General features: G+C 57.5%; 22 protein-coding genes and 1 tRNA gene. 7 read left to right on the forward strand and 16 right to left on the reverse strand.

Annotated features, from left to right (window positions below; all coding sequences use genetic code 11):
* Positions 1-75 precede the first annotated feature (75 nt).
* Positions 76-2292: a capsular polysaccharide export protein, LipB/KpsS family gene (locus GGE33_RS12030; RefSeq protein ID WP_183823364.1), complete on the reverse strand. Its 2217-nt coding sequence runs from the start codon at positions 2290-2292 to the stop codon at positions 76-78.
* 287 nt (positions 2293-2579) lie between these two features.
* Between GGE33_RS12030 and GGE33_RS12035 the strand changes: the two genes are divergently transcribed.
* On the forward strand, positions 2580-3770 hold the full coding sequence (locus tag GGE33_RS12035; RefSeq protein WP_183823366.1) for a discoidin domain-containing protein: 1191 nt from the start codon (positions 2580-2582) through the stop codon (positions 3768-3770).
* Here the strand turns inward: GGE33_RS12035 and GGE33_RS12040 are convergent.
* Positions 3761-4138 (reverse strand): hypothetical protein, encoded by a 378-nt coding sequence (locus GGE33_RS12040; protein ID WP_183823368.1) that lies wholly within the window; start codon positions 4136-4138, stop codon positions 3761-3763. The genes GGE33_RS12035 and GGE33_RS12040 overlap by 10 nt on opposite strands.
* A gap of 219 nt (positions 4139-4357) precedes the next feature.
* Between GGE33_RS12040 and GGE33_RS12045 the strand changes: the two genes are divergently transcribed.
* Both GGE33_RS12045 and GGE33_RS12050 read left to right on the forward strand, forming a co-directional pair.
* Positions 4358-5266, forward strand: a complete 909-nt coding sequence (locus GGE33_RS12045) for an FkbM family methyltransferase (protein WP_183823370.1) — start codon at positions 4358-4360, stop codon at positions 5264-5266.
* A gap of 255 nt (positions 5267-5521) precedes the next feature.
* Complete coding sequence (locus GGE33_RS12050; protein ID WP_246435969.1) at positions 5522-6613, forward strand: capsular polysaccharide export protein, LipB/KpsS family; 1092 nt, start codon at positions 5522-5524, stop codon at positions 6611-6613.
* A gap of 141 nt (positions 6614-6754) precedes the next feature.
* Here GGE33_RS12050 and GGE33_RS27840 read toward each other — a convergent pair whose 3' ends face one another.
* The 3 genes from GGE33_RS27840 to GGE33_RS12065 all read right to left on the reverse strand — a co-directional run bounded on the left by GGE33_RS27840 (position 6755) and on the right by GGE33_RS12065 (position 9187).
* Positions 6755-8476: a tyrosine-type recombinase/integrase gene (locus GGE33_RS27840; protein WP_183823372.1), complete on the reverse strand. Its 1722-nt coding sequence runs from the start codon at positions 8474-8476 to the stop codon at positions 6755-6757.
* The gene (locus GGE33_RS27385; protein ID WP_210303627.1) at positions 8473-8880 is read right to left on the reverse strand and encodes a helix-turn-helix transcriptional regulator; all 408 of its coding nucleotides are present in this window, start codon (positions 8878-8880) and stop codon (positions 8473-8475) included. The genes GGE33_RS27840 and GGE33_RS27385 overlap by 4 nt, the downstream gene beginning before the upstream one ends.
* A gap of 217 nt (positions 8881-9097) precedes the next feature.
* Positions 9098-9187 (reverse strand) — tRNA-Ser (locus GGE33_RS12065).
* 359 nt (positions 9188-9546) lie between these two features.
* Here GGE33_RS12065 and GGE33_RS12070 point away from each other — a divergent pair.
* The 3 genes from GGE33_RS12070 (at position 9547) to GGE33_RS12080 (ending at position 12668) form a co-directional block, all read left to right on the forward strand.
* Positions 9547-10251: a GntR family transcriptional regulator gene (locus tag GGE33_RS12070; protein ID WP_183824106.1), complete on the forward strand. Its 705-nt coding sequence runs from the start codon at positions 9547-9549 to the stop codon at positions 10249-10251.
* A gap of 105 nt (positions 10252-10356) precedes the next feature.
* Positions 10357-11319 (forward strand): dihydrodipicolinate synthase family protein, encoded by a 963-nt coding sequence (locus tag GGE33_RS12075; protein WP_183823374.1) that lies wholly within the window; start codon positions 10357-10359, stop codon positions 11317-11319.
* 95 nt (positions 11320-11414) lie between these two features.
* Entirely contained in the window at positions 11415-12668 is a 1254-nt protein-coding gene (locus GGE33_RS12080) for an NAD(P)/FAD-dependent oxidoreductase (protein WP_343062448.1), read from the forward strand.
* Positions 12669-12766: 98 nt separating this feature from the next.
* Here GGE33_RS12080 and GGE33_RS12085 read toward each other — a convergent pair whose 3' ends face one another.
* Entirely contained in the window at positions 12767-13342 is a 576-nt protein-coding gene (locus tag GGE33_RS12085; RefSeq protein ID WP_183823378.1) for a hypothetical protein, read from the reverse strand.
* Between the two features lie 251 nt (positions 13343-13593).
* On the opposite strand from GGE33_RS12085, the gene GGE33_RS12090 reads away from it, so the two are divergent.
* Positions 13594-15372, forward strand: coding sequence for a putative bifunctional diguanylate cyclase/phosphodiesterase (locus GGE33_RS12090; protein WP_183823380.1), 1779 nt, complete (start codon positions 13594-13596; stop codon positions 15370-15372).
* A 63-nt stretch (positions 15373-15435) separates the two neighbouring features.
* Here the strand turns inward: GGE33_RS12090 and GGE33_RS12095 are convergent, their stop codons facing one another.
* From GGE33_RS12095 to mscL, 10 genes are all read right to left on the reverse strand, one after another.
* Positions 15436-16278, reverse strand: a complete 843-nt coding sequence (locus GGE33_RS12095) for an oxidoreductase (protein WP_183823383.1) — start codon at positions 16276-16278, stop codon at positions 15436-15438.
* A gap of 201 nt (positions 16279-16479) precedes the next feature.
* Entirely contained in the window at positions 16480-17772 is a 1293-nt protein-coding gene (murA, locus tag GGE33_RS12100) for a UDP-N-acetylglucosamine 1-carboxyvinyltransferase (protein WP_148144432.1), read from the reverse strand.
* A gap of 106 nt (positions 17773-17878) precedes the next feature.
* Positions 17879-18121: a hypothetical protein gene (locus GGE33_RS12105; RefSeq protein ID WP_183823385.1), complete on the reverse strand. Its 243-nt coding sequence runs from the start codon at positions 18119-18121 to the stop codon at positions 17879-17881.
* Positions 18122-18205: 84 nt separating this feature from the next.
* Positions 18206-18877, reverse strand: a complete 672-nt coding sequence (locus tag GGE33_RS12110) for an SDR family oxidoreductase (protein WP_183823387.1) — start codon at positions 18875-18877, stop codon at positions 18206-18208.
* Between the two features lies 1 nt (position 18878).
* Complete coding sequence (gene hutX / locus GGE33_RS12115; protein ID WP_183823389.1) at positions 18879-19409, reverse strand: heme utilization cystosolic carrier protein HutX; 531 nt, start codon at positions 19407-19409, stop codon at positions 18879-18881.
* A gap of 27 nt (positions 19410-19436) precedes the next feature.
* Entirely contained in the window at positions 19437-20792 is a 1356-nt protein-coding gene (hutW, locus tag GGE33_RS12120; protein ID WP_183823391.1) for a heme anaerobic degradation radical SAM methyltransferase ChuW/HutW, read from the reverse strand.
* 147 nt (positions 20793-20939) lie between these two features.
* Entirely contained in the window at positions 20940-21752 is an 813-nt protein-coding gene (locus tag GGE33_RS12125; RefSeq protein WP_183823393.1) for a polysaccharide deacetylase family protein, read from the reverse strand.
* A 98-nt stretch (positions 21753-21850) separates the two neighbouring features.
* On the reverse strand, positions 21851-22885 hold the full coding sequence (gene galE / locus GGE33_RS12130) for a UDP-glucose 4-epimerase GalE (RefSeq protein ID WP_183823395.1): 1035 nt from the start codon (positions 22883-22885) through the stop codon (positions 21851-21853).
* A 155-nt stretch (positions 22886-23040) separates the two neighbouring features.
* Positions 23041-24216 (reverse strand): pyridoxal phosphate-dependent aminotransferase, encoded by a 1176-nt coding sequence (locus GGE33_RS12135; protein ID WP_183823397.1) that lies wholly within the window; start codon positions 24214-24216, stop codon positions 23041-23043.
* Positions 24217-24331: 115 nt separating this feature from the next.
* Positions 24332-24763, reverse strand: a complete 432-nt coding sequence (gene mscL / locus GGE33_RS12140; RefSeq protein ID WP_148144440.1) for a large conductance mechanosensitive channel protein MscL — start codon at positions 24761-24763, stop codon at positions 24332-24334.
* Positions 24764-24868: the final 105 nt, after the last annotated feature.

Genomic DNA, 24868 nt, shown 5'->3' on the forward strand with positions numbered 1-24868 from the left:
GTCTTCATTGCATTGGTTTGCTCGGACACGAGCGAAATTGATATCCGGCTCGGCCAAGCCTTTCAGCCCGAGTGATTAAATCTTCATAACATCAATCACCGCTGCCTTGACCTTCTCGACCGTGACGGTGGCGATATCTAGGTCAGACGAGCGTGTAAATGCCCTGACCTTATCCATATTTTGAGTTTTCAGCATTTTCTCGAACTCGGGCACGAGCACCTCCCTAATGTTGAGGGCATCGGGGTGTGTATCCGGATAATGCAAGAATGTTGAGTAGGAGTTGCCATTGGAAATGACGACGGTACGCTTATGGAGAGCAACTGCGAGGTGATAAAACCCGGTATCGTTTGATATCACCAAGGAGCTTGACGAGATCAAGGATACTACTTGCTCTATGGGCAGTCTGCCCAAAGAAAGTGTGATATTTTTATCGTCGGCTATATTCTTGGGAAGCGTGGGTAACTCACTTTCACCTATCAAGGTCACGGCGAGCCCGTGTTCCTTGGATAGCCAAGACGCAACTTCAAGATAGCGTTCGATTGGCCAGCGCCGTTTGGCGTGGAACGCTCCGACCACCATAACAACGGAGCTTGTTTTTGCTTGCTGAACTGAAGGTAGCGATTCTTGGGCAGGGGCCAGCGCACTGAAGAAAGCCTTTTCCAGATCGTAACGGAAATATTTGAGATGGTCGCCTGAGATGGGAATCGAGATAGAGTATCGCGATTTCTTGAAATCCATTGTTGCGAGGCCGACCGTATACTTTGGCTTCATCCATCTTAGAAACAGCAGGATGGTGTTGCGTAGGCGACGGTTCCAGCAGCAAACGACAATGCAGTCGTAGTCCGATTTCCGGATGCCTGTTTTGATGCCCATTGAGTAGACTAGGTAGAGATATGACAGGACATCCAGAACCTTTCGCCGCGTGCCGCCGGCGTCATGTCGCACCCGTTCCAGCCAATTCATAAACCGGTTGGCGCGCCTGTTCACCCATTTGAAGTTTGAGAAAAAGTCTCCGTCCAGTGCTTCCGGTACACCGCGATATCCCGAGTCGCCGAGAAGGGAGAACTCTGCATCTTTGAAGTAATCGGAGGTTTTTAGGGAACGCATGGGATCGCGCGCCAGGATATAATCGCCAATACCGTCGAGTTTGATGATCAGTACTTTTTTTGCACGATACTTTTCGTCGAAAAACTGCTTTCGCAGCGACAATATGTTGTTGCTCGCCTGCTCAAGGGTGGTCTCGGCGCCGTCCGTGTCGAAGTAGTGCGAATAATCGAGGTAAAAAGCCTTGAAGAGTTGCTCGATGGTCCTCGGGTAATCTGCGCGTCTGCTGATTGGCTTGACATCCTCGGTCAATCCCCAGCCTGCGTACCACGGAGTGCCATATATCTTGACCTGCTTGTCGAGCAGGAGGGCCTCAAAGCCCATCTGTGATGAATATACGTAGACCTTGTCCACGTAACGAAGGAGCGAAATAGGATTGATACGAAAATTGAGAAAATGAAGCTTGTCGCTTCTATCGTTGATGTAGCTTCTATTCGACTTAATGATCGTATCCGGGTGTGTTTTCACCAGAATGTCAGCGTCGGGATTTTCATTTATGGCGTCGCTGAGCATTCGTTCGAACACGGCGGTGTCGCCCCCGGTAACTTCAACCGACGCATCCCCGTAGCTCTGCAATATGATGAGGACCTTCTTGTCGCGTGCTCCGATACACACGTCGTCCATGATCGGCTGATCGTTGTACTTGGTTAGCCGCGTGTCGATGATGGAATCAATTTTTCTCCGAACTTCTGCTGCTTCGGAGGGCGCCAGCGGCTGCTGAGCCTGGATGATCTGCTCGATCCTGCTTGGATAGTTTCCGTCATAATGTGGCGCTAGGTCGTCAAAGGTCAGGCTGCAACTCAGGCTGTATTCTTTTCTCTCCTTGACGAGCGAGCCGACGACGCTGCGTATGTAGCTGTCCTCGACAAACCATGCTGGAGCATTATTCTGCATGGCACGAGCTGCTAAACGATCGATACGGCCGAATTTGGCACCCCAGAAAAGATAACGGTCAGTCCAGAGCCGATTGACGTCACTCATTCCCTGTATGTTATCCCGGTAGACCTTTCTCAGAAGGGGCTGATGAGAATCGATCTGGTCGTCATAGACACTAACGGCAACCGTTTTGCTCCTGTCGAGCGAAGATGTGGAGGAATCGCCGCGGTTCGCGAGATAAGCGATCAACGCCCGATACGTGCTGTAGCTCGATCCCAATATCGAGTTCTGCTGTTCCTTGTTGAGCTTCACCTAATCCACCTGATTCCATTAAGTTCGTGCCGCACAGATATAAAGGCCGTGCCGCAGGTGTAAACGGTGGTTAATCGCCATCTGAGTTATCGCTCCGGTTTGGATTGGATCAGAATACGGCGACACATGAGCTTTTGTGTAGGCGCCATGATCTCGTCTAGACCAATAATGCGTTCCGCCTATCGAAATCTGGAGCTTAGATATCGGGCTAATTATTCTATGGCGCGGTTTAGTCGCTAAGCTATAACTCTCGCCGATTTCGACTCACCGACCACGGGTTTTTCAGCATGCCGATCAGCCGACTCATTAATGCATTTAGGGGGGGCTCTGGTCCCAAGGGCAATCGCGACAGGATACTCGCGGCTGGTGACAGTCATTCGCAATTCTGGTCAGGCTACAATAATCTTTCTTCGGAAAGGAGTGTTTTTGAGGGCGTGGATCTCTTGCATGTCGGGCCCGCAACTGCCTATGGCTTGAGCAAGCCCGGAACGGCTACACGGGCCATCGAGAAAATTACGGATCACCTTGATCGCCGCAGGGAAGAATATGGCTGTTTACTTCTGAGCTTCGGAGAAATCGATTGTCGCGTTCACATCGTAAGGAACGCGATTATAAACCAGACGTCACTTGACGCGGAAGTGGCCAAAGTCGTCGATAGATATCTGTTTGCAATCAACTCGCTCGTGAAGAAGTACGATATTCCTTGCATTATATGGGGACCTATCCCTTCATCTCCTCCCGGCAAGGTTAATTATCATCCAAGTTTTCCCACAGTTGGAGGGGTACTTGAGCGAAATTACGCTGCCAAACGGTTCAATGAGCTTTTGGCTCAAAAAGTCGGAGAAGGCCGGATTGATCATATTACTATCTTCGATCACCTGATCGACGTCGGATATGTGACCAAAACTGAAGTCCTCTACGACGGATGCCACCTCTCCAATGTTGTCATGCCTCTGGCTGAAACAGAGCTGCACAAATCGCTCGAAAGGCTCGGCCTTACCGAGAAATTGCGTGGCGTCCTTGATCGAAAATGGCCAGTTGCCTCGTCGATCAGTATGAGGAACGTGGCCATTGGCGCGAAATGCACGCCCAGCAGCGTGTGGAAGGGCTTTGCTCCCAAGCCATTTGGACCTAAATCTCTTGGGAAGGTTCATTTCCACACGAACAAGGATGATGTACCAAGCCTTCTCGTAAGCCTTGATGCAGCTTATTTAATCAGACGAGTAGAGGTTCATAATCGATCAGATGATCACGCCGCGCGAGCCGCGAGTATTGCAATCTCGGTATCCGCAGATGGAAAGGAGTACGTAGATGTCTACTCCCCAGATCGACGCGTTGCCTTCGGCGCCGGTGACGATCGTCTAGTTGTCGAGATCGACCATGAAAAACCAGTTCGATTCGTCAAAATCTACCTGCGCGAAAGATCTTACCTCCATCTGGAGCACGTCTCGATCTGGGCGCCCAGCTTTTACGCATGACGTGAGGCGTATGTCAGGCAAGCGATGCAAAGGGCTACTGCTGGGTCTGGATGGTAAATCGGGTCTTCGCCCTCGAAGGTGGCTCGGCTTGCGTCAGATTCAATCACGACTGCGACGGCTCCTTGAGGGGATAACTCTGCCGAAAGATCATAACCGGCTTGCAGGTCGGTTGTGTAGTGCGGGACAAACCCGGGTTGCGATGTCTTCGGGTCGATCCATACGGTTTTATAGACTAGAAAGCCACTAGCCTTATCTGGCGTCTCCACTTTTGCGGTGCTCCATCCAAAGATGGCTGCGACTTCCAAATCTAAGTCTCGTGAACCCTGTTTTGTAGATAACAGCGCCTTGATGGTGTCGTGCACGCCCATGGCATTCCTCATTGATTTTTCCGCAAACATAGACACGGCGTCGATAGTCGTAAACCGCCAGCGAAGGTCGCCTATTAAATGAGTTTCGGCCCCGTGATTATGGGCATGGGTGGTGCGCTTAGCATTGCACGCGTCAATCGCGCGGATATGTCGCTGCGACCTGTTGCCTCTCTGAGGCACTCCGTACATTATCCCTAAAGTGTCACTGGGAAGCGCTTTATGAACAAGATTGGTGTATCTCTTCAGCAGCAGGAACTTTACGACATCATCCTTAAGCGGGCTCGCTGGCGCCCGAAGTCGAATATCATCCTCATTCCCCACATCCGTCACATGCAGGCCTGGAATCAGATGCTGCGCCTACTCTTCCCGCGATCGGCGGCGGGATTGGATATGGTCCGGATTGGTGGCGCTAACGATGGCGGCTATGTGATGCTCGATCCCGGTCGGGACGGTGTAGCCTTAAGCTTGGGTGTATCTTTGAAATCCCCTTGGGATCTCGAAATGGCGGAGCGGGGATATAAGGTCTATCAATATGATGGCACGATCGAGAACCATCCGGATGAGCACCCCAACCTGATTTTCACGAAGGCCAATGTTGGAGCAGGTGCTAACTTGCCGGAAGGTTGGCGAAGCATTTCCGATGTCATCGCTGAGCGTGTGCCGGAGGGAAAAGATGCGATTTTGCAGATCGACATCGAGGGCTCGGAATGGGATGTCTTTGAGGCCATGAGCCTTGAGGATCTCAAGGCATTCAAACAGATTATCGTGGAGTTTCACGGTATGCGGCCTGACGTTGCCGCTTTCGCCCGCTATCTGGCAGTGATGCGCAAGATAGACACGACACATGCGCCGGTTCACCTTCATTTTAACAATTACAGTGGGACCTACTGGTTTCCCGATCATACCTATGGCGTGACCTCCCTGGAGGTTAGTTACGTCCGTCGTGACCCCGGTCTTGACTTCCGTCCTTCCGAGCAGTCCTTTCCCTGCGCGCTCGATGAGCCATGTGCCCCGGATATGGATGACGTTCCCATCGGAACGTGGAAAAACCTTAGAGATCGCATAGACGCGATCGACGGGGAAATAGCCGAGAGAAAGAGACAGGAAAGCTTGGCGAAAATCGCATAGCTGTTTTCTCGGTGGTAGCCGCGAGTTTAGCCGCCCTCGTGGCGGCTATATTTTATGTTACATCGATCACATTTTTGGGTGTCGCCACTCTCAGCCGCAGCATACATCTCCATCACAAAATGCTTCTCATTTGAGCGGTTCGAGCGAGCGCAGCTGACTTTGCTGATGTCAATCACTGAGGTGGGCGGCGCTTCGTTGCGCATTGCATTTCCTCCTCTGAAATGAGACGAACCAGCCATGAGTGGGAATTTTCATATGCGGCTGGCATCATTTTTGTCTCGAGCGATGCCACAGCTCGAGCCACGTTCTTATGTGTTGGGCCTGAATACCTGGAAACACTTCATCAAACATTGGCTGGCCGGAGAGAAGGTAGTTCGACGCAACAGGCATATAGGCAAGCTACGGTTCTATCTCCTGATTGCGCCCTTTATGCTGATGCGCAAAGGCTCGAAGGTTTATGTGTGGGGGTATAAAATCCCGCCCTTTATCGAAGACTTCTGCCTGCGACATGCCATCCCCATTACGAGGGTAGAAGACGGTTTCCTTCGCTCAATCGCACTAGGCGCTACGCGGGCTCCGCCGATCTCGCTATGCTTTGATAGCTCGGCAATGTATTTCGATGCGACCAAACAGTCCGATCTTGAGCGCATCATAGAAACCTACGATTTTGAGGCCAATCCCCGATTGATCGAGCGCGCAAAGGCCGGCATGGGCGCGCTCATCGCCTCAAGGCTTTCGAAATACAATGCGTCGAACGATGTGGACATTGATGCAACATATGGTCCGAAGACGCGCAAGCGTATCCTCGTTGTCGGACAAGTAGAGGGTGATGCATCAATCGAAAAGGGTTGCGACCGTAAGATCGATAACAACGACCTCGTGAAGATCGCTGCTTATGAAAATCCGGGCGCGCAGATCATCTACAAGCCACATCCCGAACTGCTGCACGGCACTCGGCCATATCAGTCAAACCCTCGGGACGTCAGCCATCTGGCTATGATCCTCGAGCAAGACATCACGCTCGCGGACGCCTTCAATACTGTCGATCACGTTTATACGATCACATCGCTTTCTGGATTCGAAGCGTTGATCCGCGATATCCCAGTAACCTGCGTTGGCATGCCATTTTATGCCGGCTGGGGCGCCACCGACGATCGCCAGAAGTGTGATCGCCGAACGGCGAGGCGCACGCCCCTAGAGATCTTCGCTGCGGCATATATCCTCTATCCCCGCTATTTTGATCCAGAGCGACGGGAGGAACTCAATTTCGAGGGTGCCCTTGCTCTTTTGGCGTCAATGAGACGTCGCAAGGAAGCCTCAACTTCGAGGGAGCCATCAGTTCGCTAAGTTCGGCCCCAGCTGGTTTACGCAATTGCGTTCTGCTCTTCGGCAGCCTCTGGCTGAAGCGGTGGCCTGTGTGGCCGCCGCGCTATTCTTGATTTTGGAACCGCGGTTTGGGAGCTGGATAACGAGAAAGAGGCTCTTTACCTATTCCGTCTTCAGCATCGACATCATCTTCTCGATAAAGTCTTCGACCGTTTGCTGAAGCTGCACGCGTGCTGTTGGGGTAAGGCTGCGGGTGTTGACGCCAAACTGCAGCTCGCTCCGGTCCCTAATTCCCGAGAACAGTTCGTGCTGCCTCGCTTCGCTGATCGCTCCGTAGTGATCCAGCGTCGTTTTTAGGTTGTCATGCCCAAAGCCCTGGCTGAGGGCCTTCGCTTCCTCCAGATTTGAAGCCCAGCGAAAGATCATCGAGCCGATCGTGTCACGCACCCGATGCGGGGTGAAGTGATCAATGCCATTATCGATCGCAATGCGGGCGAAGATCTTTGCGACGGTTCCTTCGTCCTTCAGCGGCTCCCAGCCGGAACCGTTTCTGGCGCCAAATGTGTACCGTGCTCCCCTGGGGAAGAGAGGCGTCTCGCCGGTGGCGCCCTGCGCTTTCAAATCGGTGATCCAGTCTGAAACGATTGCCTCGAACATCTCCCCAACCGGGAACCAATCCGAACGTATCGTTTTGCTGTTTTTGGTAGCGACTTCGGCAGCTAGTTGATCCACCGCTTTCAGCTTCAGATCGACGTGCTTTATCTGCAAGGTGATGAGTGCCCCCACGCGAACGCCGGACAGGTATGCGAACGCCAGCAACGCACGATTTCGGCGCTCCAAGAACGAGTTGCCGGCCATTGATTCCACTGCTGCAACGATTTCCTCGTGAGAGGGGTAATTCTTCGTGGTTGGCGCATTGGCAATATTAACCAGCCGTCGCGGGGGCGTGAAATAGTCGTGGAGATGCGACGGCACACACGAGTACCCCGGCTGCTCCGTGAGCCACTCGAAGAAGCCCTTCAGGTGAGCGAAGGCATGAACCACGGTTTGTGCGGCCCGCGCTTTGCCATCCGTACCCTTCTCTTGGAAGGCCGATTTAAAGAGCGCGATTGTTTCCTTGTCGACCTCGCGGAAGTCACCCTTGCCCGAAAGATCGACAAACTGCCAGATATGGCGAAGGATCGCGTCTACAGTCTTGTCATGACGTCCACGGGCTTCCTTCACGAGCATCTGATACTCGTAAATTGCGAACGCGTTTTCGGTCTCAGCAGCGGAGGGCTTGGCGATAACTTGCGCCTTGGCGGTATTGCCCATCTCAATCGCCTTGGGCGGCAGTGAAACTGCTAAGTGCATCTGTTCCGCACTCGGCGGTTGGCAGCTGCCATCCGAAAAAACCTGTTCAATCCCAAACCCAGGAAGAGAGCCGGAATCATTATTAGTCTTCTGGCTTCGTTCTGGGATTGGTTTTCTGAGCGCCTGGAGAGCCTCGTAATCGCCGATCGACATGCATTTATAGGCCGGCGATGCCTTTTTGGGGCACGGGGTAGATACCGACATCTTTCCCTTGAAGAGCGTGGCCTGAACTTCGGATACCAGAAGAGAGTGGGTGTCTTTGCATATGACGCAGTACACCTCATCTAGTTCCACCTCATGCTTCGCCTTCTGGCGTCGATTTTGGTGAAAGGCATTCAGATGCTCGCCCTTGAACAGCCGCTTGCGGCCCGACTGATAGGGCACCAAGCCGCGCTGCACCCAGTTGGTCAGGGTGTTCGCGCAGATCCCGTAGAGGCTGATGACATTTTCGCTGGTATAGAGGTAGTTTGCCTTTGCCTTGCGCGGGTCCTGAAGGTTGCGGCGAGGCTGCTTCGACGGAGCCGTGCTCACGCGTGATCCTCCTTTTCGCGGCGCTCGTACTCCATCAGCGCCGCGAGGCACCAGCGCGTCGTCGTACCTTGGAATTTGATGGGCTTCGGAAAAGTTTCCGACTTCTTCGCCCACCGCCAGATCGTCTGTTTTTTCACTCCGTAGCGCTGCGCGACCTCCTTATCCGACAGATAGGGGCCAAACGAAGCGGAGGCAGACACCTTGTTGGGGACATGGATATTGGCGTTATCCGGAGAGGAGCCGGTAGAGATGCGCTTCGTCGAGCGCGTGTTTGCGTGCTGGGGCTCTGCGTGATCGGAGATATTCTCCGTATCGTCGCCAAGGCCAGCCTTCATCGCAGCGTAGCTGTTGTTGTGGGAGAGTTCGTCCAGGCTTGTTGCCCGGCGCGGAGGAACGCATTTCATACTAAACCCTATTCCGCCTGTTGGCGAACAGATTGATTTAGCACGTCTTGCGCATGGACCTTTCGAGCCCGTGTTACGGGGTGTATCCGACCGCACCCGGATATGACAATCCCGGCGCAGATAAAAATCACAAAAAAAGGAGCTGATGGGCTGAATGATGGGCCAGCTTATTCGCCGTATAAAAAACCAAACAAAATCAGCGTATTAATAAGATAAATGGCGGACAAGGTGGGATTCGAACCCACGGTACGCTTTCACGCACACACGCGTTCCAGGCGTGCGCCTTAAACCACTCGGCCACCTGTCCTTAAAAGTGTTCTGTGTCGCTGCGGACCCAAAACGTTGGAACGGCGCGATATATACCGATGAATTTTCCAGGATCAACCTCAATCTGAGAAAAATGAAGAGATAATGACATTTATCCGAAATTAGATGTCTCTCGATTTCGAGACGGGCCACAGAATAGGCCTACCCGCCACCTGATTTCGGCGCGAATTGCCGTCTTCCTGTTTGTTGACCCCATGTCCCGGCCCCGCTCACACCTTCGGTCGCCTTGCCACCACTTTCCTGATCGAACGAACCGAAGAGATCTATACGCCTCTGGCTTAACGCCTCGCGTCTAATACGCTAAGACGAAAAGACATCATGTCGACACGCGAGGCGCAAATGACCAATGACGATTCGAGCCAGATCACGGAACGCAAGCGCGGCTCCGGGGTCAAACTGGTCTATGATCTGTTGCGCGACGAGATTCTCGACCTGAAGCTTTCGCCCGGCAGCGCGATCGACGAGGTGCAGCTTGCGGCGCGTTTCGGCATGTCGCGCACGCCGATCCGCGAGGCTTTGGTGCGGCTTGCCGGCGAAGGGTTGATCGAGACCCTGCCGAACAGGTCGACCATGGTGTCGAATATCGATTTTCTCGGCATGCCCGCCTATTTCGATGCGCTCGTGCTGATGTACCGCGTCACCACCCGGCTGGCGGCTCAGCATCACAGGGCGGACGATCTTCTTCTCATTCGCGAGCGGCAGGCGGAGTTCAGCGCGGCGGTGGCGGCGCAGGATGCGCTGGCGATGATCGCCACCAATGCCGATTTTCATTCGGCCATCGCGGCTAGCGGCCGCAATGCCTATTACGCCAGCTTTTTCGACCGGCTGCTCGGCGAAGGACGACGCATGCTGCGCCTCTATTACCAGTCCTACGAGGATCGCCTGCCGCCGCGTTATGTCGATGAGCATGAGGAAATCATCGCCGCCGTCGAGGCGCGTAACGTTGCCGAGGCAGACCGTCTCGGCAAGGCGCATGGCGAGCAGATCGTTGAACAGATCGGCAGGCTCCTGACCCGCAACGACCGCCTCGATATTGATCTTTGACATCTTGTATTTTTTTTGTCGACAAAGAAAATGGAAGGAGTATTCTCTCTATCCAAGGGCTAGGGATCGTCTCCGCCGGCCGTTTTGATATCGAGGATTTGCAAGATGAAATCGAAGATTTTCTCCGGCGTCGTACCGGCACTGATGACCCCCTGCAAAAGCGACCGCACGCCGGATTTCGACGCGCTGGTTGCCAAGGGCAAGCAGCTGATCGAAGCAGGCATGTCGGCCGTCGTCTATTGCGGCTCGATGGGTGACTGGCCGCTTCTGACGGACGCGCAGCGCATGGAAGGCGTCGAGCGCCTGGTGAAGGCCGGCATTCCGGTCATCGTCGGCACCGGCGCGATCAACTCCGCTTCGGCCGTTGCCCTTGCCGCGCACGCTCAGAAGGTTGGCGCTCAAGGGTTGATGGTCATCCCGCGCGTCCTTTCGCGCGGTTCAGTCATTTCCGCCCAGAAGGCGCATTTCAAGGCGATCCTGTCGGCGGCTCCGGATCTTCCGGCGGTCATCTACAACAGCCCCTATTACGGTTTTGCCACCCGCGCCGACCTGTTCTTCGCGCTGCGCGCAGAACATCCGAACCTTGTCGGCTTCAAGGAATTCGGCGGTCAGGAAGACATGCGTTATGCGGCCGAAAACATCACCAGCCGTGACGACGACGTGACGTTGATGATCGGCGTCGATACTGCCGTCTACCACGGTTATGTCAATTGCGGCGCAACCGGCGCCATCACCGGCATCGGCAATGTTCTGCCGAAGGAAGTGCTGCATCTTTGCAATCTCGCCCAGGCTGCCGCCAAGGGCGATGCGGATGCGCGCGTGCGCGCCAAAGAGCTGGAAGAGGCGCTCGGCGTGCTCTCCTCCTTCGACGAAGGCCCGGATCTGGTGCTCTATTTCAAGCACATGATGGTGTTGAAGGGGAACAAGGAGTTCTCGCTCAACTTCATCGAGACCGACGTGCTTTCCGACAGCCAGCGCGGTTATGTCGAGGCACAGCTGAAACTCTTCGACAGCTGGTATGCCGACTGGAGCAAGCTGCCCGGCGCAGTTCAGACCTGCAAGGCCTGATATTCGAACACGCAAAGCCCTCCCACAAGGAGGGCTTTGTCACATAACAAGGGGAAGATGCGCGAAGCCGCAAACGGCCGCGTGAGGTTGGGACGATCAGGGAAATGGCAAGGTCGGATATAGTCGTCATCGGGGCGGGGGTCGTCGGCCTTTCCGTCGCCATCGCTGCGCAGATGCGCGGTTTCAACGTTACGGTCATCGACCGGGAGGGTCCGGCGGCGGGCGCTTCGGCGGGCAATGCAGGCGCTTTCGCCTTTACCGATATCCTCCCGCTTGCCTCCCCCGGCATCCTGAAAAAAGCGCCGAAATGGCTGCTCGATCCGCTTGGGCCGCTTTCCATTCCGCCCGCTTATGCACTCAACATCGCGCCCTGGATGTTCCGCTTCTGGCGCGCCTGTTCGGCCTCGCGCGTGGCGCATTCGACCAGCGCCCAGACGGCGCTGATGGATCTTTCCAAGGCCGAGCTCGAGCCCTTCCTGTCGGCCACCGACACGCTTTCCATGCTGCGCAAGGAAGGCAATCTGCAGGTCTATGAAAGCGATGCCGAATTCCGCACCTCGCTGCCCGGCTGGGAAGCGCGCGAAGAGCACGGTATCGAGTTCCAGCACATGGACGCCGCCGAGATGGCCGGTATCCAGCCGGGGATCGCGCCCCGCTTCATCCGCGGCACGTTCACGCCCGGCTGGTATTCGATCGCCGATCCGAAACTCTACACGCTGGTGCTTGCCGAGAATTTTCGCGCCCGCGGTGGCGTCGTCGAGATTGCCGAGGTCAAGGCTTTGCGCCCGGTTTCGGATGGCGTCGAGATCGTGCTTGCCGGCGATGTTGCACGCTTGGCCGGCAAGGTCGTGCTTGCGGCCGGCGCATTCTCGCATCGCATTGCGCGCACACTTGGTGAAAACATACCGCTCGAGACCGAGCGGGGCTACAACACCACCCTCCCCTCAGATGCGCTCGACCTGCGCACGCAGGTCACATTCGGCGGCCATGGCTTTGTCGTCACCCGCCTGACCAGCGGCATCCGTGTCGGTGGCGCGGTGGAGCTCGGCGGGCTGTCATTGCCGCCGAACTACGCGCGCTCGGAAGCGATGCTGAAAAAGGCGAAGAGCTTTCTGCCGGGCCTGAAAACCGAAGGCGGCGTACAGTGGATGGGCTTTCGGCCGTCCATGCCGGACAGCCTGCCGGCAATCGGCCGGGCCAAGGCGACTGCGAACGTCGTCTACGCCTTCGGCCACGGCCATCTCGGCCTCACCCAATCGGCAGGCACGGCAAGGCTCGTGGCGGATCTCCTGCAGGATCAGTCACCCGCCATGGATCTTACAGCGTTTTCGCCCAGCCGTTTCGGCTAAAGCAATTCCAGCAAAAATGGGAACCGGTTTTGCGTCCGGAATTGCGGTAAAATGAAGAGATAGAGCGGTTTCGCGTTTCGAAGAAAAGCGGAAGTGCTCTACGCTCGCAACACGCCGGTAATCAGCGTCACGGATACGACAGCCAGCCAGATGGAGGCCGCACGCTGGACCAGCAGCAACCGCCTGTTGCCGCCATCACCCGCCTGGGTCAGCCGGCCGAAGCCACCCCACAGCATGGCAACGACCATGACCATGATGCAGAAGGCGAAAAGGCGCGGCAGGAACTGACTGTCAGCGGGGGACGGTAAAAGCACGAGGCCGAAAATCAGGGCCTTGGGATTGAGCACGGTGGTGAGATAGACACGGCCAGCGGTCACGCCGCTGCCGTTTTGCGCATCGCCCGGCATGCGCCAGAGCCTGACTGCCAGGAACATGACCCACACAGCCGCAACCACTTTCAATGCGACAGAAGCGGAAGGAAAACGGGCGAGAAGTTCCGCGCCCAACCATGTCAGCGGCAGGATCGCCGTCAGGTAACCGGCAAGTTCCGCGGGCAGAAGCTTCGCCGAGGCGCCAAGGCCGCCGCGCGCGCCGGCAATGCCCATCAACGTATTCGTCGGCCCCGGCGCCAGCAGGAGCGCAAGAACAGCGGAGAGGAAGGCAAAATATGTCATGTGTAGATAGGATTCCCCAAGAGCTGCCCGGACGCTAGGGCGCGCGGAGGTGCGAAACATTGACCTGCGTCACCTTCGCAACCATATTTCTCAACAATATCGATGTTTTATAATAATTACGCCCACCAGAATAACCTTATACTTACCTTTCAACGGACATCATCGGAACATTCGATATCCAAGTCATTTAGAACCGGGAAATTTTGACGGATGGCAGTCGGGAGGGGACGACTTAGCAGGAAATACTGGATATGCTTGCTCGCGGTTGCTCGGTAAGGGAGGCCGGCAATCATATCTGCAGCCATGCCGAACAGATGGCCGAAGGCGTGCTCTGCTCGCTGGTCACCGTCGATCGCAGCGGCCATCTGCATCCTTTGGCCGGCCCAACCATTTCGGAAGAGTATTCGGCAGCACTAGACGGTATCGCGATCGGGCCGGGTGTCGGCTCCTGCGGTACTGCCGCCTTTCTTGGTCAGCCGATCGCGGTCGAGAATATCTTCACCGATCCTTACTGGCTGCCGTATCGGGCGCTCGCGGACATTCTGGCAAGAGAACACGAGGTCATGGCCTGCTGGTCGAGCCCGATCTTGCAGAGCGACGGTCGTGTGCTCGGTGCCTTCGGTTTCTACTACAAGGAAAACCGGGGACCGACCGAAGAGGAGCGTATGATCGTTGCCGAATGCGTCGACCTCTGCTCGCTAGTGCTTGAACGCGAAGAGATGAAGGCGGAGAACCAGCGACTTGCTTATTTCGATATTCTCACAGGGCTGGGCAACCGCGCCAATTTCATCAGAACGGTCGAGGAGAGGGCGAAGAACAATCCCGATCCGTTCGGCATCCTCTTGATCGATATCGACCATCTCGGGCAGATCAACGATGCCTTCGGCCACACGACTGGCGACCGGCTGATCCTTGAGGCGGCGCATGCGATCACGCGGAATATCGGACCTGAGAAAAGTTTCAGAGTCGATGCCGACGAATTTGCGGTGCTGATCGACAATGATCCGTCGGATCTGGCCACGGTCTGCACAAGCATCCTGGAGGCGATGGCAGAGCGCAACCTGCAGGAAAACAGCCACACACTTCGCCTCTCGGCAAGCTGCGGCGGTGCCATCTGCGACCCATCGCATCCGTCCGGCGTTCCGTCCTATCTGCAGCATGCCAATCTCGCGCTTCATCATGCGAAACAGACTGCGCGCGGCAGTTTCGTTCTTTACAGCGACGAGCTTACCGGCGCGATGACGGAGCGTTTTCGTGTCCTTCAAACAGTGACCAACGCACTTATCGAAGAGCGTATAGAGCCGTATTACCAACCGATCGTCCGGCTAGACACCAAAGAGATCGTCGGGTTGGAAGCGCTTTGCCGCGTGCGCACGGCGGACGGACAGGTTCTTTCGGCCGGAATGTTTGCGGAAGCCTTGCAGGATGCGTCGCTGGGCCATCAGCTGACGAACCTCATGCTGAAGCAGGTTGCCCGCGACATGCGCTCATGGCGCGATCGGGATATTCCGCTTTCCTATGTCAGCGTGAATGTGTCGATGGCCGATTTCGATCAGGGAGATCTGCGGGCGCGGATCAGCCAGATCTTCTCACAGGAAAAGGTGCCGCCCGAACAGGTCGTCGTCGAAGTCACCGAAACGGTCTATATGGACGAACGCGACAGCAAGGTCGGCCAGACGATCGAAGGCATGCGGGCCGATGGACTGCTGGTGGCACTCGACGATTTCGGCACCGGTTATGCCTCGCTTACCCATCTCCTGAATTTCCCGGTCGATATCGTCAAGATCGACAAGAGCTTCGTCGATCGCATGTCGGGCGGTCCCGGCGAGGTGATCATCAGGGCGCTGCTCGGCATGGCGAGCGGACTGGGTGTTCGCATGGTGGCGGAAGGTGTCGAGACCACCGATCAGGCGCTTCGCCTGCAGCGTCTCGGTTGCGGTTTTGCACAGGGGTATCTGTTCGGTCGGCCTGCAGACCGCGACACGACAACCGAAATCCTTCGACGTCAGGCGCAGCAGCGATCGGCTTGAAGAACACAACAAAAAGCCGGAGCGGATATCACGCCCCGGCTTCGTTCAATGGATGTCAAAAGCTTATTTCGGGAAATCTGCAGAGAGGCTGACATCTTTCCAGCTCTCGATTTCGGCAAGGCGCTCCGCAAGTTTGCCGGTGATGCCGTTATAGGCAAGTTCACCGAGCACCAGATGGCGCGGTGGGTTTTGCGTTTCGGTCGCCTTGATCATCGCCTCGCCGGCACGAACCGGATCGCCCGGCTGCTTGCCGCTATAGCCTGCGGTCGTGGTCATGCGGCTACCGGCCGTCTCCTGATAGTCGGCGATCTTCACCGGTGTCTGCTTCAACGAACGGCCTGCCCAATCGGTACGGAAAGGCCCCGGCGCCACGCAGGTCACCTTGATGCCGATCGGAGCGCCTTCGGCGGCAAGCGCATCGGAAAAGCCCTCGACCGCATGTTTGGTGGCGGCGTAATAGCCCGATCCGGCAAAGCCTATGAAACCGGCCTGGGAGGTCAGGTTGAGGACATGTCCCTTGCGACGGGTGCGCATGCCGGGCAGGACGGCACGCGTCATGGCGAATAGTCCGAAGACATTGGCGTCGAACATGTCCCTGATTTCGGCTTCTTCACCTTCCTCGAGCGAGGCCTGATAGCCGTATCCTGCGTTGTTCACCAACACGTCGATGCGGCCGAATTTTTCTTCCGCAGCCTTTACCGCCGCCTCTATCTGGGCCTGATCCGTCACGTCGAGATCGACGGCAAGCGCATTGTCGTAACCGGCAACGAGATCCGCAAGACGGCTCTTGTCGCGCGCGGTGACGACGGTCGGCCAGCCGCGGTCGAGCGTCAGCTTGGCGAGTTCGCGGCCAAAGCCGGTCGAGCAGCCGGTGATGAACCAGACGGGAAAAGAAACGTCAGCCATTGGGAAATCTCCGATGAGAGCAATTCCAGCAAAAGTGGGCGCAGGTTCTGCATGCGGAATTGCGTTGAAACAGAAAGACCAAGCCGGATCATGAAGATGAGGCGGGAGGAACTTGGGACGCCGCTTCAACATAGGGATACGAAAAAGGACGGCAAGGGTTTCCTTGCCGTCCTTTCAAAGACTTCGTGATCTGGGCGACGATCAGTCGCTGACGCGTTCGACGATTGCGCCGCATCGGGTAAGCTTCTCTTCCAGACGCTCGAAACCGCGATCGAGGTGATAGACGCGGCTGACCATGGTGTCGCCTTCGGCAGCAAGGCCGGCGATGACGAGCGACACGGAGGCGCGCAGGTCGGTCGCCATGACCGGTGCGCCCTTCAGCTTGGAAACGCCTTCGATCCGCGCCATCTGGCCCGAGAGCGAGATCTTGGCGCCGAGGCGGGCTAGTTCCTGCACGTGCATGAAGCGGTTTTCGAAGATGGTTTCAGTCACATGCGAGACACCCGAGGAACGGGTCATCAGCGCCATGAACTGCGCCTGCAGGTCGGTCGGGAAGCCCGGGAAGGGTTCGGTGACGATATCGACCGGCTGGATGCCGTTACCGTTGCGTACGACGCGCAGGCCGCTTTCGGTCTCTGTGATTTCCGCACCGGCGAGCTTCAGCGTGTCGAGTGCGTTGTCGAGCAGCGAGGCGCGCGTGCCCGTCAGTGTCACGTCGCCGCCGGTCATAGCGACGGCCATGGCATAGGTGCCGGTCTCGATACGATCCGGCAGCACGCGGTGACGCGCGCCATGCAGGGAGGAGACGCCTTCGATGGTGATGGTCTTCGTGCCGGCGCCGGTGATCTTGGCGCCCATGGCGATCAGGCAATCCGCCAGATCGACGATTTCCGGCTCGCGCGCAGCATTGTCGATGACGGTCGTGCCCTTGGCGAGCGTTGCTGCCATCAGCAGCACATGGGTCGCACCGACGGACACCTTGGGGAAAGTGTATTGCGCGCCGACGAGACCGCCCTTGGGGGCCGATACGTTGACATAACCGCCGTCAATCTCGATCTCGGCGCCAAGCGCTGCAAGGCTTTCGAGGAAGAGGTCGACCGGGCGCGTGCCGATGGCGCAGCCGCCCGGCAGCGAAACACGGGCCTTGCCTTCACGCGCCAGAAGCGGGCCGATGACCCAGAAGGAGGCGCGCATCTTCGAGACCAGTTCGTAAGGAGCGGTGGTGTCGACAATCGTGCGGCAGGTGAACTGTATGGTGCGGGCATAGCTGTCGGTCTGGCCTTCGCGGCGACCGTTGACGGAAATATCGACGCCGTGGTTGCCGAGAATGCGCAGAAGCTGCTCGACGTCTGCCAGATGCGGCACGTTTTCAAGCGTCAGGGTGTCGCTGGTCAGAAGCGAGGCGATCATCAGCGGCAGGGCGGCGTTCTTGGCGCCGGAAATCGGAATGATGCCGTTCAGCTTGTTGCCGCCGGTAATGCGAATGCGATCCATGGTTGAAAAACTTTCCCTCTCACGCTCGGAAGGTCGCGTCCTTAGACGAAAACCCCTGGCGCTTCAATGTTCGTGAAATCTCGTAGTATCCCGTGGCCGACATAAATCAGGATGATTCGTCCGATTTTGCGGCAGACGGTGTGGATGCCGGAAGTCCCTGTGTATCGTCCGCTTCGCCGGCGCGACGGGCGCGGGCCTGTCCCTTGCGACGCATCAGGTTTTCGCGAAGTTTGGCAGCGGCCTTTGCCTTGCGGTCGGCCTCTCGCGCCGCCTGCGACCTGCGGGCGCGATCACCGCGGCTTTCGCCCCTTGCAAGGGCATCATCATTTACGTCGTCATTTTCGGCCATGGATGTCCATAACCAAAAAGCCCGGAAAACAAAAGCGCACCCGGTGTTTTTATCACCGGGTGCGCAATGCTGGAACGGACTGCCTCACGCGAGCGAGAAGGGTTCCACCGGCGTGTCGCACCTCATCCGGTCCCGATCGACAGCGGCAAACGCATGGCGGGATGTCGTGGGGTCACGCAGCACCCGGGAGGCAAGCAGTGCGACATCGGCGCGGTGGATGAAACCGTGGACCCGAGGGTTGCGGGTCAGCAGCCCATTGCCCGTGGCGGCTTCGGAGACGAGACCGCCCGGACGCAGGATCGTCCAGTCGAGACCGCTCTCTTTCAAACTGTCTTCGGCAAACGTCTTGGCGTCGACGACCGCACCGAAGGCCGCGATCGCTCTTTCCGACCGATAGGGCGCCATGTCTCCGCAGCCCATGGAGGTGATGAAGACAAAGCGCCCTGCCCTGCCACTCGCAGCCGTCGCTTCGATGACGTTGATATTGCCTTCGTCATCGACAAGCCGGCCAGCCTCGCCTCGCCCGCTCAATGTCGACACGACGTCAAACGGGCCGGACAGGCGTAACAGCGCCTGCTCTATCTCTGGCCGCGACAGGGCATCGCCGCGCAGGATCTCGACGCCGATCTGCAGCAGATCCACGGCATCCGATTGATGCCTCAGCATCGCTGCCACCGGACGACCGGCGGCGCGCTCGAGCTTTGCCAGTTCAAGGCCGACGCCGCGGCTGGCGCCGAAAATCAGAAGCGGCCGCATGTCAGGCATTGCCTGCAGGCCTGGCGAATTGAATGGAAAGCCGTTCGAAGCGCTCGACCTGCACGGCCTTCAACTTGCGTTCCCTGTCGCGCCCGACATAGATCTTGAAGATGGTCTCGCCTTCGGCATTGAAGAACTGGATCGACCTGGTTTCCATGCCCATGAAGAGGCGGCGGACAAAGAAGATCGCGGCGCAGTTTTCCGGGCGCAGATGGCCGGAAAGGCCGCCCGGTCCGCCGTGCAGATTATACATGCCGTGGCCCATCTCTCCCTTGGGCACAGGGCCGGAAAACTCGATGATGGCGTCTTTCGAATGGCAGATGAACATGACGTCGCCCCAGTTGGCGATATCCGTCAGCACATCGATGAAATGGTGTCCGTCGATGCGGGTCACGCCTTCCGGCAGGCATTCGAGCACCGTCTGAAACGGGACGCCATATTGCGCCGAAAGCGCTTCCAGCACGCCGTCCGGCTTTTCGGCGATGGCCTGTTTGATCTTGATGATGGCTTCGGCTTGGTCGAGATCGGACATGTCCCTGCTCCGTTTCAATGAGTTCGTTCAGGCCGCATCCCGTGAAGGGCCCAGTTCAAGGGTTAAAATGTCGTGGAGGGCGGCAATCAGGTTCGAGTACCAGAAGCGGCCTGCGGTGGTGAGTTCGACGATACCGCCCGCAAACGACAGGAGGCCCGCCCCCTGCCACTGGGCGATAAGCGGCTCCAGTACCGGCGTCATGGCGCGACCGGAAGTCCGGTCCAGCTGGCCGAGATCGAGATGCCCGACCTCGAAACCTGCCGTCACCAGCGTGCGCAGGGCGGAAAGCTCGTCGGAAATCATCATCATGCCGAGCGATTTGCGGCCTGCCCTCATGTCGTCGCCATAAACCGCCAGATCTCCGCTCAGGCCGTAACCGACCGGACCGATGGAACCGCCGGCGCCGGAACCGAAGGCGATGCAATCGGCGCCCTGCTTGATCAACAGGTTATAGAGATTTCTCTCGCGCGTGGTGCGGGCCCAGTGGTTGTTACTGATCTGACGCCAGTTCCTGCGCCGGAAGAAATCGGCTCCGGTTCGGTAGAACGCGCCGATCTGGTTCAGGCTCGGCGTTGCCGGAAACTTTCCTGCCTCGATCGCCTTGAAGAGCGGCGTGGTCGGAATGAGATTCAATCCATAAAGATCAAGCCCATCGGGACCGATATCGACGGCCGTCTCCAGATCCCGCTGCCACACATCCAGCGTCTGCCCCGGCAGCCCGTAGATGAGGTCGATCACCACAGCGGCGCGATCCTGGTCGCGCAGATATTCGAGGAAGCGGACGGCCTCTTCGCGGCTGGAGCGACGTCCCTGCCGCTTCCTCACATCCGTATCGAAGGTCTGGACGCCGATCGAGAACCGGTTCGCCCCGGCCTCCAGGCAGGCATCGATCTTGTCCGGGGTGAAATGGATGATCCGGCCCTCAACGGTGATCTCGCAATCGGGCGCGAGCGGCAGCTCGGTGCGGACAGTCGTGATGATCCGCGACAGTTCCTCCGCGCTCAACGCCGTCGGGGTGCCGCCGCCGAGATAGACGGCGTGGATCGGGTTGTGGCGCAGGGCAGTGGTTTGCGCCTCACGCCTGATTTCCTCGATCACCAGTTCGGTATAATCCGCCCCTATCTGCGGCACGTAGGCATTGCGGTAAAAGCCGCAGAACAGGCAGTGGTTGGCGCAGAAAGGGACGTGGATATAGGCGAGCCGCTTGCCCGGTTTAGCCGGCTGAGACTGGAGCTCAAGCCAGACATCCTGCATCTCTTCCGGCGGCAGACGCCGCTTGCCGCGAAACGGCATCACCGCCCCCCGCCGGCTGAATGCCTCACTGAGCGGATCGAGCCCGGTTCCGGCCGCAAAATAGCGTGCCAAGTCCTCACTCGATGCCATGCCCGAACTTCTCCGCTGATTACCGATCGTCAATATGACGGCAATCTAGAGGCTGGAGACATGGGGCCACTTGCTGCAGATCAAGTGACTTGAGGATTTAACTCATGTTTTAGAATCGGGTGCGATGGCGCAGCAGATGCGAACCGCTCAAAACAGGCCGGGGCGCTGCCCGGTCGTATCGTTGTCGCCGATAGTTTCGACATCGGCGAGCCGGACGAATTCAACGCCGCGGGCCTTGAGCTTCAAAATAGCATTGGCGACACCCTGCCCTGCCGCATGGGTCGGCTGGTTGATGTGGGAGATGATGACATCCCCGTCCTTGGCTGCCGCAATGCGCTTCTCGGCGGCGCCTGCGCCAAGCAGCGAACCGTCATCGCCGTTCAGCGAATAACCGGCGACGCGATAGCCCATCTTGCGGATCTCATCGATCGAGCTCGCATCGTATTTCGCCGTCGCCCCCCGGAACCAGCGGGGCGCCGAAAAGCCCGCAGCAATCACCGCTTCCGCCCCCTTGCCGACTTCCCGCGATACGGCTTGTGGTGATCCGGCGGACGGGATGCCATAGACGGGCACGGCGACATCGATCGCCGGAATGTGGTTCTCGCCGTGGTTCTCGATCTCGAACAGGTCCGGATTGGCGAGAAAGACCGCAACTGTCTGCGGATTCTTTCTGAGCCAGCGGGCGGTGACGAAGATCGTGGACGGGATACGCTCGCTGATCAGCGTCGACAGGATGCGCTCATCGACGGCACCCATGCATGCGTCGAAGGTCAGAGCGACACGCGACTTGGCGCCGGCCTCACCCTTGGCAAGATGCAGGCGCGGCTCAACCAGTTTTACCTTTGGCAAAACGGCTGACGGCGATTGTGCGGCGGCCTTGGGGATATCCGAGGCATAGGCCGGCAAGGCGGCAATACCGCAGAAAAGAAGAACGAGACCGGCTGTCAAAGAGAGGCGCATGATATCCGTCGGATCAGATTGTTTGCGCTTCCCTTACTCCTCAAGCAATCGCTTATCCATAATCATTTCGGCATGACACCCCTGTCGTTGATCGCGCATCAGAAGCGCACGGCGGCCAGACGCTGGTGGAGCGAGCGGAGATCTTCCACCCGGCGACCGGCCAATTGCCCTTCCCAGGCGATCGCGGTCTCGACGATCAGGTCGAGATCGTCATGGCGCGGCTGCCATTCGAGAAGCCTGCGGGCGAGCGTCGAATTGGCGACGACGCTTGCGGCATCGCCCGGTCGGCGCGGACCGTAATGAACCTCGAAGGACTGGCCGCTGACACGCTTGACCGCGTTCAGCACTTCCAGAACCGAATACCCCCGGCCGTAACCGCAATTGGCAATCAGCGGCTCGCCACCGCGGCGCAGATAGCTCAGGGCCTTCAGATGCGCCTCGACGAGATCGGTGACGTGAATATAGTCGCGCACGCCGGTGCCATCGGGTGTGGGATAGTCGGTGCCGTAGATATCGACGCCAGGCCGCTCGCCAAGGGCTGCTTCACAGGCGAGCTTGATCAGATGCGTTGCACCGACGGTGGAAAGACCGGTGCGACCGAGCGGATCCGCACCGGCGACGTTGAAATAGCGCAGGGCGACGAAGCGGAAATCATAAGCCGCAGCGGCATCGCGCAGCATCAGTTCCGACATCAGCTTGGACTGGCCATAGGGGTTTTTCGGCAACGTCATCGCGCTTTCCAGAACCGGCGTGTCGTCCTTCTGGTCGCCATAGACGGCAGCGGTGGAGGAAAAGACGAAATGCCTGATGCCGGCCTCGATCGCGGCAGCGGCGAGAAGCCGGGTCTTGCTGGTATTGTTTTCATAATAATCGAGCGGATGGGCGACGGACTGCGGCACGACGATCGAGCCGGCGAAATGCATGATCGCCTCGATCTGGTTTTCCGCGAAGACCTGGGCTAGCAGGGCCTGATCGCCGACATCGCCGAGATAAAAGCGCGCCGCATCCGGAACCGCCCAGCGGAAGCCGGTCGAAAGCCGGTCAAGCACGACAACGTCTTCCCCGGCATCCAGCAACGCCCAGGCCATATGGCTGCCTATATACCCCGCACCGCCTGTTACCAGCACTGCCATGAACAACTTCCCTGCCTTTTGTTTTTTGCAGGAAAGCATTGCGGCGCTTGATCACCGGTTACTTATGAAGGGGTGACCCAACTATATCCGATGACGTGGATAAGGGAGGTTTTCGGGGATATTTCGAATTTTATCGAATAGCCCCGGCAACTGTCTCAGAGCGCCTTGATATAACCCGCGAGCCGGTCGGCGGCCTCTTCGACATGCTTGGGATTGCGCAGGAAGCAGGCGCGGAGAAAATTCTCGCCGCCCTTGCCGAAGGCCGATCCCGGTGCGAGTGCCACGCCGATCTTGTCGACGATATCGAGTGCCGCCGCGCGGCTGTCAGTGATGCCATCCACTTTCAGGAACGCATAAATCGCCCCTTCGGGCTTCAGCGTCTGGACACGGTTGGTGGCGATCAGCCTGTCGCAGAGAATGTCGCGAGAAACGCGGGCGCGCTCGATATTTTCCTCAACGAAAGCATCCCCTTCATTCAGCGCCACGACGGCGCCACGCTGCATGAACTGGGCGACACCGGAATTCGAATACTGGATGAGGTTCTCGATGACCTGCCCCAATTCCGGCGGGGCGACCAGCCAACCGACGCGCCAGCCGGTCATCGACCAGTTCTTCGAGAACGAGTTCGCATAGATGATGCGGTCGTTCGGCTCCGCGATATCGAGGAAGGACGGAGCCCTCACCGCGCCGCCGTAATAATAGCGGGAATAGATTTCGTCGGCGATGATCCACAGGCCGTGTTTACGCGCAAGCCCGAGGATGCTGGCCAAGTCTTTCTTCGTCGCGGTCCAGCCGGTCGGGTTGGACGGCGTGTTGACGAACAGGCCCTTGGTCTTCGGCGTGATCATTGCTTCGAGCCTATTCAGGTCGAGCGACCATTTACCACCGGTGAACTCAAGCGGCAGGCCGGTAGCGACAGCGCCGGAAAGCTCGATTGCGGAAACGATGTTCGGCCAGGTGGGCGACAGATAGATCATCTCGTCGCCCGGTCCGCAGATCGCCTGCACGGCCATCATGATGGCATGCATGCCGGAACCGGTGACGTAAAAATGCTCGGGCGGCAGCGAAACCGCGAAATGGCGAGTGTAATAATCGGCAAGCGCCTGTCGCAGCTCGGGAATGCCGCGCTGCCAGGTATAGAAGGTCTCACCACCCAGAAGCGCGTCGGATGCTGCGCGGTTGATGAAATCCGGGCTTGGCAGATCGCCCTCACCCGCCCAAAGCGGGATCAGATCGTCACGGCCGCCGATGCGGGCATGGGTAATGATCTCGACAATGCCGCTTTCAGGAGCAGCAAGAGCGCGGGAACTGAGGGAGCCAAGCAGAGACATGCGGATTTCCTGTTTTTCGTGTGCCTTTCATAGCGCAGAAAAGTCCGGAAATCCCATGAGTTTCCTTGAGCCTGCAATTCATTGTTCTGATGAGTTGCAGGCTCAAGGCGTCTCGTTACTTCGTCTTCAAGATATCGCGGATTTCCGAAAGAAGCTGGATATCGGCCGGCGGCGGTGCAGGCTTTTCATCGACCGGCTTCTTTTCTTCCATGGCGCGCAGCTTGTTCACACCCTTGACCATCAGGAAGATGATGAAGGCGAGAATGACGAAATTGATCATAACAGTGATGAAGCTGCCATAAGCGAAGACAGCGCCCTGCTTGCGCGCCTCTTCCAGCGACGGAGCCGTGACGGCGCTCGACAGCGCGATGAAGTAATTGGAGAAATCGAAACCGCCGCCGGTGATCGCGCCGACGACCGGCATGACGATATCATTGACAAGCGATGTAACGATGCCGGTAAAGGCGCCGCCAATGATGATACCGACTGCCAAATCGATAACATTGCCCTTTGCAATAAATGAACGAAACTCGCTGACTACAGACATGACTTGACCCCTCTCTCGGTTGCCGTCGTGCTTAACATAGCGTTTCATCAGATACTGAAAAGATGCAAAAAGCCAAGGGTTTAAACCTGACAGATCCTCAGAGAA

It is taken from the genome of Aliirhizobium cellulosilyticum, from assembly GCF_014198105.1.
Taxonomy (GTDB): Bacteria; Pseudomonadota; Alphaproteobacteria; order Rhizobiales; family Rhizobiaceae; genus Neorhizobium; species Neorhizobium cellulosilyticum.